Below are 11,241 nucleotides of genomic sequence, written 5' to 3' on the forward strand. Positions count from 1 at the left end.
GTTAGGAGGCCGGCAGTTCTCGTAATAGCAGATGAGATGGAGGCCGTCTGCCCATGGTCCGTACGCACCGATCGGGCCAACCGCGACCCTGCTGCCTAGTAAAATCTGCTGGATGACCGACGACTCCGATGCAGTTCGCCCGAGCGGCTCATCGCCCCGTCGGCGGCTCACCCCCGAGGACCGACGTGCCGAGCTACTGGAGTTCGGTACGCAACTATTCGGTGAACGTCACTATGACGACGTCCGCATGGATGAGGTAGCTGAGCAGGCGGGCGTCTCACGAGCGCTGCTATACCGCTACTTTCCCGACAAGCGCTCTTTCTACACCGCGGTGATGCAGGCCGAGTACGACAGGCTCTACGACGCCACCATCTCGCTGGACATGGATCCGGCTCTCTCCGGTTTCGAGCGGCTCCGGCGCACCCTTCTGGTGTACCTGCACTACCAGGAGGAGCATCCCTACGCGCCGGTGACCGTGTTCCGCATGATCGATTCTGCCGATCCCACTGTCGCGGCCATTGAGCAGCAGGAATACGACAAGCAGACCGACCGCATCATGGCCGTCGTCGAACATGTCGCCGGCGATGAATTGACCCCGGATCTTGTCACCATCCTGCGCGTGGTCATCCGGGCCTGGCTTACCTTCAACCAGGAACTGGCACGCCAACGGGCCATCACCCCGGACCTGGACGTCAACTGGCTGGCCGATACCTCCGCGCACGCCATGATCGACGCCGTGCGGCGGGTACCGAACATCCCGAAAGCAGTGGTGGACCTCATGGGTGCCGATTAATTGTCGGCCCCTGTTGGCACGATGGTCCGATGAGCAGCGAGTCCGGTCCACTCGCCCGGTTCTCGGCACCCACCCGGGAATGGTTCGCCGAATCATTCCCGGCTCCCACCCAGGCGCAGGCCGGTGCATGGCAATCCATCGCCAACGGAGACAACACCCTCGTCATCGCCCCTACGGGGTCCGGCAAGACCCTCGCGGCATTCCTGTGGGCCATCGACACCCTGGCCGGTGCCGACCCCGAGCTGAATATCGCCGGCGGTGCGGCTCCGGCTCGGCGCGGAACCCGGGTCCTGTACATCTCGCCGCTCAAGGCGCTCGCCGTCGATGTCGAGCGGAACCTGCGCGCGCCCCTTGCCGGGATTGCCCGCACCGCACAGCGGATGGGCCTGCCCGAGCCCTCCATCACGATCGGGGTGCGCTCGGGCGACACCCCCGGACAACGCCGCCGCGCGCTGATCTCCTCTCCCCCGGACATCCTCATCACCACCCCCGAGTCACTGTTCCTGATGCTGACCTCGGCTGCACGCGAGACATTGGGAGCAGTCACCACCGTCATCGTGGACGAGGTTCACGCGGTGGCCGGAACCAAACGCGGCGCGCATCTCGCGCTCTCGCTCGAGCGGCTGGACGAGCGTCTTTCCCGGCCGGCACAGCGAATTGGCCTATCGGCGACGGTAAAACCCGCGGCCGAGGTCGCCCGCTTCCTGTCCGGTCGCGCCCCGGCCAACGTCGTCGCTCCCGCCAGCCCGAAGACCTTCGACCTGTCGGTGGTGGTGCCCGTTTCGGATATGAGCGCCCCCGACACCTACCCCGACGCGGAGGCCTCGAACGCGGGCGCCAACACGATCTGGCCGCATGTCGAGCAGCGCATCGTCGACCTCATCGAGGCGCACCGCTCGAGCATCGTCTTCGCCAACTCGCGACGCCTCGCCGAGCGGCTCACCGCCCGGTTCAACGAGATTAACGCCGAACGTCTGGGTGTGGATCTTGCCCCGGTGGCCAATCCGGGCGTACCCGGAGGTCCCCCGGCGCACATCATGGGCAGCGGGCAGACCTACGGTGCCGCACCCTTGCTGGCCCGGGCGCACCATGGCTCGGTCAGCAAGGAGCAGCGCGCGAACATCGAAGACGACCTCAAGACCGGCCGGCTCAGATGCGTGGTGGCCACGAGCAGCCTCGAGCTCGGAATCGATATGGGCGCCGTGGATCTGGTGGTTCAGGTAGAGGCGCCACCATCGGTGGCCAGCGGACTGCAACGCATCGGTCGGGCCGGGCACCAGGTGGGCGAGATCTCCAGAGGTGTTCTGTTCCCGAAACACCGCACCGATCTGCTGGGATGCGCGGTCACGGTCCGCCGCATGCTCGACGGCGATATCGAAACCCTGCAGGTACCCGCCAATCCGCTGGACATCCTGGCGCAACACACCGTGGCCGCATGTGCGTTGGATCCACTGGACGTCGAAACCTGGTTCGACGTGGTCAGACGCAGTGCGCCCTTCACCTCCCTGCCGCGCAGCGCCTTTGACGCGGTGCTCGACCTGCTCAGCGGCAAGTACCCGTCCACCGATTTCGCCGAGCTGCGCCCGCGGGTCGTATACGACAGAGACGAGGGAACACTCACCGGAAGACCCGGCGCGCAGCGGCTGGCGGTCACGTCCGGTGGCGCCATTCCCGATCGCGGCCTGTTCACGGTGTACATGTATGCCGGTGCCGAGGGTGAGAAGCCCTCACGGGTGGGCGAACTCGACGAGGAAATGGTGTACGAGTCACGCCCGGGGGATGTCATCTCCCTGGGGGCCACCAGCTGGCGCATCACCGAGATCACCCACGAACGGGTGATAGTGGTCCCGGCCTTCGGCCAACCGGGCAGATTGCCGTTCTGGCGCGGAGATTCCGTGGGGCGACCCGCCGAGCTGGGTATGGCCCTGGGGCACCTGACCGGGAAGTTGGCCGCGGCGGATAGCGACGAATTCGACAAGCGTTGTGCCGATGTGGGATTCGATGACTTCGCGATCGGTAATCTACGGAAGCTGCTCACCGACCAGCTGCAGTCGACAGGCGCCGTCCCCACCGACACCACACTGATCGTCGAGAGATTCCGCGATGAACTCGGCGACTGGCGCATCGTGCTGCACTCGCCGTACGGGCTGCGGGTCAACGGCCCATTGGCGCTCGCCGTCGCCGATCGGCTCCAACAGCGCTACGGGGTCAGCGAGTCACCCACGGCCACCGACGACGGCATCGTGGTGCGACTCCCCGATACCGATGACAATCCACCCGGGGCAAGCCTTTTCGTCTTCGATGCCGCGGAGATCGAGGCGATCGTGACGCGGGAGGTCGGCGGATCTGCGCTCTTCGCGGCCCGGTTCCGCGAATGCGCCGCGCGCGCTCTGCTCCTTCCACGCCGAACTCCCGGGCGCCGAACACCGCTGTGGCAGCAACGCCAGCGTGCCGCACAACTGCTCGATGTCGCACGCAAGCATTCCGATTTCCCGATGGTGCTTGAGGCGTTACGTGAATGCCTGCAGGACGTTTACGACATCGGAACCCTGGTGCGGTTGATGTCGGGTATCGAGCAGCGCCGGATCCGGATCGTCGAGGTTCAGACCGAGGTACCTTCTCCCTTCGCGGCCGCTCAGCTTTTCAGCTATGTCGGCGGATTCATGTACGACGAGGATCGCCCCCTGGCCGAGCGACGTGCCGCCGCGCTCTCGCTGGACACCGGTCTGCTCGCCGAGCTCATGGGACGGGTGGAGCTGCGCGAGTTGCTCGACCCCGCCGTCATCGAGACGACCGAGAAACAACTGCAGCACCTCGTCGAGGAACGCAAGGCCCGCGACGCCGAAGGCCTCGCCGATCTGTTCCGGCTCCTGGGCCCCATCACCACCGAAGAGGTCCGCGCGCGCTGCTCCGGCGCGGGCGCCGACTGGCTGCGTGAGCTCGTCACCGCGCGCCGGGTGATCGAGACGCACTACGGGCAACGTGCCTGGTGGGCCGCCGTCGAGGATGTGGCACGGCTGCGTGACGCGCTCGGGGTGCCGGTGCCACCGGGCGTGCCCGCGGCCTTCACCGACGCGACGGCCGATCCGCTCGGTGAACTGCTGGGCAGATACGCCAGGACGCACGGCCCATTCACCACCGGCCAGGCCGCCGAACGCTTCGGTATCGGTGTGCGTGTTGCCGCCGACGCCTTGGCGGCACTGGCCGCCCGTGGCCAGTTGGTGCGTGGCGAATTCACCTCCGAAGCAACAGATTCTGAACAGTGGTGCGATGCCGAGGTTCTCCGGATTTTGCGCCGACGTTCCCTGGCGGCGCTGCGCGCGCAGGTCGAGCCCGTCAGCACATCGGCATTCGCACGGTTCCTGCCCGATTGGCAGTACCTCGATTCCAGCCTGCGCGGCGTCGACGGCGTCGCCACCGTCATCGACCAGCTGGCCGGGGTACCGATACCCGCATCCGCATGGGAGCCACTGATTCTCGCGCGCAGGGTGCGGGACTACTCGCCACAGATGCTCGATGAGCTGCTGGCCTCCGGAGAGGCGGTGTGGTCCGGACACGGCGCTATCACCGCGCAGGACGGTTGGATCGCCTTGCATCCGAGTGGGATCGCGCCGGCCACGCTGGCCGCACCGGATTCGGTGGTACTCGGCGAGGCACACCGCGCGATCCTCGATGGCCTCACCGCAGGCGGCGGATTCTTCTTCCGCCAGTTCGGCGAAGGGGCCACACGCGGGGCGTTATGGGATCTGGTGTGGGCCGGACAGGTGACGGGTGACACCTTTGCGCCGCTGCGAGCACTGCTGGGCACCGCCGCCACATCGCGTACGACGCACCGGAACCGGCGAGCTCCGCGGTTGCGGGCCTACACCCCAATCCCCACCGCAGCACCGGTCGATCCCGCGGTCGCCGGCCGGTGGTCATTGCTCCCGGAGAGGCTTGCCGACGGAACCGAACGTTCACACACACAGGCCGATTTGCTGCTCGGACGGTATGGCGTGGTGACCAAGGGCAGCGTCGTCGCGGAGGGTGTCGCGGGCGGTTTCGCCTGGCTGTACAAGGTGTTGTCGACGTTTGAGGACAACGGGCGCTGCCGCCGAGGCTATTTCGTCGAATCACTCGGAGGTGCGCAGTTCGCCTCCCCTTCGACCGTCGACAGGCTGCGCGAGTACCTCGACACGGTCGATGACGAACGCACACCGCATCGGGCGGCGGTGTTGGCGGCAACCGACCCGGCCAATCCGTACGGCGCGGCCCTGGTGTGGCCACGCGCTGCGTCCGATTCCGGTCATCGACCGGGCCGCAAGGCCGGGGCACTCGTGGCGCTCGTCGATGGCACTCTGGTGCTGTACATCGAAAGGGGCGGCAAGTCGCTGCTCAGCTTCGTGACCGACCCCACGATGCTGCACGCCGCAGCGTTGGGCACGATGGATTTGGTACGCGACGGTGGACTCGATGGTCTGGTGGTCGAAAGGATCGATGGCAGATCGGTCTTCGACATCGGAGAGTCTGCCGTGAGCGCAGCCTTGCTGGAGGCCGGTTTTGCACGGACGCCGAAGGGACTGAGAGTGCGCCGATGAGGAGACAGCGATGAGGGTGACACGGTTCGACCACATCGTGATCAACTGCACCGACGTGGACACCACCGCGGCCTGGTATCAGCGCGTGCTCGGCATGACTCGGGAGACTTTCGGCCCCGCCGCCCGCACGGCTCTGACATTCGGTACTCAGAAGATCAACCTACGGCCAGTCACGGCGACCCAGGAGGAGTGGTTCACCGGCCTGGCCGCGGCAGCCGGGTCCGATGATCTGTGCTTCATCACCGATGCCTCGCCCACCGAGGTTCGCGAGCATCTCGCGACATGCGGGGTTGACATCGAGCAGGGGCCGGTGACCAAGATCGGTGCGCTGGGCGAGATGACATCGCACTACTGCAGAGACCCCGATGGAAACCTCATCGAGATCGCGGTATACCCATGAGCAACAACCACTATCACTACATTGCCTTTGGCACGGATGCGATCGAGCGACAGCGAGTCAACGGCAGCTACGTCGCCTACGGCACACACCTGGAACGTCCGGATGACGGCCCCGACGATCTGGGATCGCGTGAGTTGCGGATGATCGCCGAGGCGACTCAGTTCTGCCTGGGCACCGTCACCCCGACGGGGTGGCCCTATCTGCAATACCGCAGCGGTCCGGCGGGATTCGTGCGCCATCTGCGCGGAAACACCGTGCGGTTCGTCGATCTTCCGGGCAACAACCAATTCGTGACACTCGGAAACCTCGCCGCCGACGATCGGCTGGCGATGTTCTTCGTCGATTACCCGCGCAAGCAGCGCCTCAAGGTTTTTGGCCGCGGCACCGTGCACGACGACGCCCGCCGCGAGATCGAAGTGACCGTGGAGGCATTCGACTGGAACTGCTCGCGCAGCATCATTCCCCGCTATGACCAGCAGTATCTGTCCGATCTCGGCAAGGCCTATCAGGAGAAGGCCGCCGCGAGAGAGGCCGAGCTCACCGCCGAGATAGAGCGACTACGCGCACGGGTTGCCGACCTCGAAGCCGCACCGCAGTGACCCCTCTCGCCGCTGATCGGGTGTTACGGACCCACGCGACACGGTTCAAGCACTGGCTACAGGAATATCCCGGCAACGAAATCGGATATCCGCACTGGAAGCACGTCGAGGCCCATTTCTCCGAGCTACTCTCCACCGGCGGTGTCGGTCGGCTCAACCAGGACGAGCTGACCGCCCTGCTCTATCTCATCGCTCGGGGTTGGGATATCGGCCGGATGATCGCGTGGCTGTCGAACACGCCCACCCTGTCCAACCTCGGCGACCTTGAGCGAGAAGACTTCCTGATACTCGCCCGGCTGGCCGCAACCATCGAGGGCGTCGAATACGACGACGCGCGATACCAATTCGCTTCTTCCATCCGAAAGCTGGGACCGCTCAACGCAGATACGGAAACCGTTCTGCTGGCCTTCTACGACAGCACCGACGAGTACACCAAACGCCTAGCGCTCATCTCCCTGGCACAGGGTGGATATCCGGGCATCCGGTCGCTGATCGAAAAGTCCTGGCGCACGATCGACGAAGAACATCACAAGATCGGCTGCTTGGAATGTCTGAGTGAGTATGTCGGTGACGAGACCCTATTGCGCGAGTACCTCGACAAGGCCAGAGATCTACCGGGCCGCTATCTGCGGGACTACGCCGAACATCTCCGAGCGTCACTGCCCTAGCGTCCTCGTCGACTCGTACCGGACTTCCTTGCCCGTCAACGGGTCACGGAACGCCAAAGAGCGCGCCAGGAGTTGCAACGGATGCGTGAAGTCATCTGACGCCACCTCGTGCACGTCCGGATAGAGCGGGTCGTTGACGATCGGGATGCCCAGGCTGTTCAGATGGACCCGCAGCTGATGGGTCTGCCCGGTGCGCGGAGTCAGACGATATCTGCCCGTCGAACCATCGCGATCCGCCAGCTCGATATGGGTCTCGGCGTTCGCCGGACCCGGCTCCTCGACCGCCTGAAGGATGCTGCGCCGCTTGATGATCCTGCTCCGCAACGTGACCGGCAGAGCCAGCCCGGGATCGACGGGGGCCAAGGCCTCATAGATCTTGGCGACCTGCCGCTGCGCAAAGAGCGATTGATACGCGGACCGGACCTCGCGGCGCACCGTGAACAGCAGCACCCCCGCGGTGAGCCGGTCCAGGCGATGTGCGGGTGCCAGTTCCGGCAGATCCAGCGTCCTGCGCAGACGTACCAGCGCTGTCTCGACGACATGCCGCCCGCGCGGCATCGTCGAGAGGAAGTGCGGCTTGTCGACCACCAGAACATTTTCGTCCCAGTGCAATATGTCGACTGCGAAGGGTACGGGCACTTCCACGACCACGTCGCGATACGTGTACACCACCGATCCCGAACGCAGGCGCGTATCAGTGGTGATCGGCGCACCCGTGGCGTCGACAACCTCGCCACGGCTCACTTTGTCGGCGGCGTCCGAACCGAATCGGGATACCAGCTCGTCAACCACTCGTCCGTCTTCTCGCAGGCGGATTCGCACCGGCCCCAAGCCGTCTCGCAGCGGTAGTGGCGGCTCTGGAGCCCTTCTTCTGGGGCTCACCAGCGCAACCTATCGCGTCTTACTTGGACGGCGACAATACGTCGGTCACCGGTTCGACGATGAACGACCGCGCCTCGGGTGCGGCCACCCGCAACGCATCCGCCGACGCATCATCGGGCTGACGTTGCGAACGTACCTCCGCGTCGACCCGCGCACGGTAGGTATCCACCTCACGCACAATGTCTTCCGCGGACCAGCCAAGCACCGGAGCCACCAGCTCGGCGACCTCCTGGGCGCAGTCGACACCACGATGCGGGTACTCGATGGCAATGCGCATACGCCGGGCGAGGATGTCCTCCAGGTGCAGGGCACCCTCGGCCGCCACCGCGTAGAGCGCCTCGACCTTCAAATACATCGGCGCCTTCGCGATCGGCTGCAACAGGCTGTGATCCGATCCCGCACAGGCCAGCACCTCGCCGATCAGCGAACCGTATCGGTCCAACAGGTGCCGCACCCGGTAGGGATGCAGACCGTAGGTCTCCCCGACGTGTTCGGTCTGATTGATCAGCGCGAAGTATCCGTCGGCGCCCAGCAGCGGCACCTTTTCGGTGATCGAGGGCGCCACCCGCGCCGGCACGAATTCGCTTGCCATGTCAATGGCATCGGAGGCCATCACGCGATACGTCGTGTACTTGCCGCCGGCGATGGCCACCAGCCCCGGAGCGGCGACCGCCACGGCGTGCTCGCGGGAGAGTTTCGACGTGTCGTCATCCTCCCCGGCCAGCAGCGGCCGCAATCCCGCGTAGACGCCATCGATATCGTTGTGCGTCAACGGCGTTGCCAACACCGTGTTCACCTTGTCCAGAATGTAGTCGATATCCACTTTGGTGGCTGCCGGGTGCGCCAGGTCGAGATTCCATTCGGTGTCGGTGGTCCCGATAATCCAGTGGTTACCCCACGGGATGACGAACAGCACCGACTTTTCGGTCCGCAGGATGATCGCCACCTCGCTGACGATTCTGTCCCGTGGCACCACGATGTGCACACCCTTGGAAGCGGTCACCCGGAATCGGCCACGGGTACGCGATAGCGCCTGAATCTCGTCGGTCCATACCCCGGTGGCATTGACGACGACATGCCCGCGAACCTCGGTTTCGGCGCCGTTCTCGGTGTCCCGCACCACCACACCGGTGACGCGATCACCTTCACGCAGCAGCGAGACCACCTGAGTGGATGTCCTGACCACGGCCCCGTAATGCGCCGCCGTCCGGGCCACGTTCATGGTGTGCCGAGCGTCGTCGACCACGGTGTCGTAGTAGCGGATACCGCCGATGAGCGAGTTGCGCTTCAGTCCCGGCGCCAACCGCAGTGCGCCGGCACGGGTGAGATGTTTCTGGGCGGGAACAGATTTCGCGCCGCCCATCTGGTCATACAAAAAAATCCCGGCGGCAATGTAGGGACGTTCCCACCACCGATTCGTCAGCGGGAACAAAAACGGCAGCGGCTTGACCAGATGAGGCGCCAATGTCGAGAGCGACAACTCCCGCTCGCGCAATGCCTCCTGAACCAAGCCGAATTCGAGCTGCTCGAGGTAGCGCAGGCCGCCGTGGAACATCTTCGAGGAGCGGCTGGACGTGCCGGCCGCGAAGTCACGCGCCTCGACCAACGCCACCTTCAGCCCGCGAGTAGCGGCATCCAGAGCCGACCCGGCGCCGACCACACCGCCGCCGATCACGATGACATCGAACTGCTCGGATCCCAGGCGCTCCCAGTTCAGCGAACGGGCCTGTGGTCCAAGGAACGTGTATGTGGGTCCACCCGCCGATGGGCTGGTTGCGTCACTCACGACTGCTCCCTTCCACGCCCACTACCGGGCCCCGGAGTCCTTCCAGAAAGCCACGTTACCGGCCGGTAGCGCTCTCGTCTGTGATGTACACCGCTGTGGCGCATGTCGCCCGAGGTCAGTCCAGGTCATCGTGGGCGATCAGCTGGCGCGCCGCCTCCGTTACCGAGCCGGACAGTGACGGATACACCGACAAGGTCTGCGCCAGATCGTTCACCGACAGCAGGTTCTGCACTGCGATCGCGATGGGCAGGATCAGCTCGGAGGCATTCGAGGCCACCACGACACCGCCGATCACCACACCGGTGGCCGGACGACAGAAGATCTTCACGAAACCGCGCTTGAGGCCCGACATCTTGGCCCGCGGGTTGGTGTTCAAGGGCAGCGTGACCGTTCGCGCCGGAACCTCGCCGTTGTCGATGGCCGCCTGGGACACCCCCACCGCAGCGATCTCCGGGCGGGTAAACACGGCAGCGGCAACGGTTTTCAACCGGATGGGCTGTACCGCGTCGCCAAGCGCGTGATACATGGCGATGCGGCCCTGCATGGCGGCCACCGAGGCCAGCGGTAGCAGACCCGTGCAGTCGCCCGCGGCATAAATACCGGCCACTGAGGTGCGCGACACCCGGTCCACGGTCAGATAGCCACCGGAGCCGAGGCTGATCCCGACGCGCTCGAGTCCCAGACCCGCGGTGTTGGGAATCGACCCCACGGTCATGAGCACATGGCTGCCGTCGACCGCCCGGCCGTCGGCCATCGCCACGCGGACTCCCGTCTCGGTCCGGGTCACCGCATCGGCCCGGGCATTTTTGATGAGCGTCACACCACGTTCGGCCAGCGTGTCCTCCAGGACCAGGGCGGCTTCCTCGTCCTCGTGCGGCAGCACGCGGTCCCGACTGGCCACGACTGTCACCTGAACTCCCAGCTCGGTGTAGGCGTGGACGAACTCGGCACCCGTGACACCCGATCCGACCACGATGAGGTGTTCGGGCAATTCCTCAAGGTCGTAGAGCTGACGCCAGGTGAGGATCCGTTCCCCGTCGGGACGCGCATGGGACAGCACCCGCGGGCTGGCGCCGGTGGCGATGAGCACCACGTCGGCTTCCAGAATGGTGCTGCTTCCGTCCGCGGCGGTGGCCTTGACCCGGTGATATGCCATTCCGACCACGTGATCGACCAGCTCGGCGCGTCCGGAGATCAGCCGCACACCGGCGTTGCGCAGCCGCGCGGCGATATCGGCCGATTGCTCGGCCGCAAGGCGCTTCACACGGCTGTGGATCTGCGGGAGCGAGATCTTGGCGTGCTCCACGTCGATGTCAAACCCCAGGTTGGGCGCGCGCCGCAGGTCGGTGCGCACACCGGTGGACGCGATGAACGTCTTGGACGGCACACAATCGAAGAGCACGCAGGCGCCACCGATCCCGTCCGAGTCGATCACCGTCACCTCGGTGGTGCTTCGCTCATGGGCCGCGGCCACGAGTGCCGCCTCGTATCCCGCTGGTCCTCCACCAATGATCACGATGCGCGTCGCCACGGCAT

General features: G+C 65.5%; 8 protein-coding genes. 5 read left to right on the forward strand and 3 right to left on the reverse strand.

Annotation, left to right across the window (positions count from 1 at the left end; translation table 11 throughout):
* Positions 1 to 112: 112 nt before the first annotated feature.
* From MSTE_RS18720 to MSTE_RS18740, 5 genes are read left to right on the forward strand one after another with little or no spacing between them, the layout of a single operon-like run.
* Positions 113 to 793 carry a TetR/AcrR family transcriptional regulator gene (locus tag MSTE_RS18720; RefSeq protein WP_096503498.1) on the forward strand — a complete coding sequence of 227 codons (681 nt, stop codon included), beginning with the start codon at positions 113 to 115 and terminating at the stop codon, positions 791 to 793.
* Between the two features lie 29 nt (positions 794 to 822).
* Positions 823 to 5,370 (forward strand): ATP-dependent helicase, encoded by a 4,548-nt coding sequence (locus tag MSTE_RS18725; protein ID WP_096503500.1) that lies wholly within the window; start codon positions 823 to 825, stop codon positions 5,368 to 5,370.
* Positions 5,371 to 5,380: 10 nt separating this feature from the next.
* Positions 5,381 to 5,770, forward strand: coding sequence for a VOC family protein (locus MSTE_RS18730; RefSeq protein ID WP_096503502.1), 390 nt, complete (start codon positions 5,381 to 5,383; stop codon positions 5,768 to 5,770).
* The gene (locus MSTE_RS18735) at positions 5,767 to 6,369 is read left to right on the forward strand and encodes a pyridoxamine 5'-phosphate oxidase family protein (RefSeq protein WP_096503504.1); all 603 of its coding nucleotides are present in this window, start codon (positions 5,767 to 5,769) and stop codon (positions 6,367 to 6,369) included. The genes MSTE_RS18730 and MSTE_RS18735 overlap by 4 nt, the downstream gene beginning before the upstream one ends.
* Entirely contained in the window at positions 6,366 to 7,037 is a 672-nt protein-coding gene (locus MSTE_RS18740) for a hypothetical protein (RefSeq protein ID WP_096503506.1), read from the forward strand. The genes MSTE_RS18735 and MSTE_RS18740 overlap by 4 nt, the downstream gene beginning before the upstream one ends.
* On the opposite strand, the gene MSTE_RS18745 is transcribed toward MSTE_RS18740, so the two are convergent.
* From MSTE_RS18745 to MSTE_RS18755, 3 genes are all read right to left on the reverse strand, one after another.
* Positions 7,026 to 7,919, reverse strand: coding sequence for a pseudouridine synthase (locus MSTE_RS18745; RefSeq protein ID WP_231896923.1), 894 nt, complete (start codon positions 7,917 to 7,919; stop codon positions 7,026 to 7,028). The two genes, MSTE_RS18740 and MSTE_RS18745, sit on opposite strands and share 12 nt — an antisense overlap.
* Before the next feature lie 19 nt (positions 7,920 to 7,938).
* Positions 7,939 to 9,705: a glycerol-3-phosphate dehydrogenase/oxidase gene (locus MSTE_RS18750; RefSeq protein WP_030096847.1), complete on the reverse strand. Its 1,767-nt coding sequence runs from the start codon at positions 9,703 to 9,705 to the stop codon at positions 7,939 to 7,941.
* A 115-nt stretch (positions 9,706 to 9,820) separates the two neighbouring features.
* The gene (locus tag MSTE_RS18755) at positions 9,821 to 11,236 is read right to left on the reverse strand and encodes an NAD(P)H-quinone dehydrogenase (RefSeq protein ID WP_096503510.1); all 1,416 of its coding nucleotides are present in this window, start codon (positions 11,234 to 11,236) and stop codon (positions 9,821 to 9,823) included.
* Positions 11,237 to 11,241: the final 5 nt, after the last annotated feature.

The sequence above is a fragment of the [Mycobacterium] stephanolepidis genome (assembly GCF_002356335.1).
Lineage (GTDB): Bacteria > Actinomycetota > Actinomycetes > Mycobacteriales > Mycobacteriaceae > Mycobacterium > Mycobacterium stephanolepidis.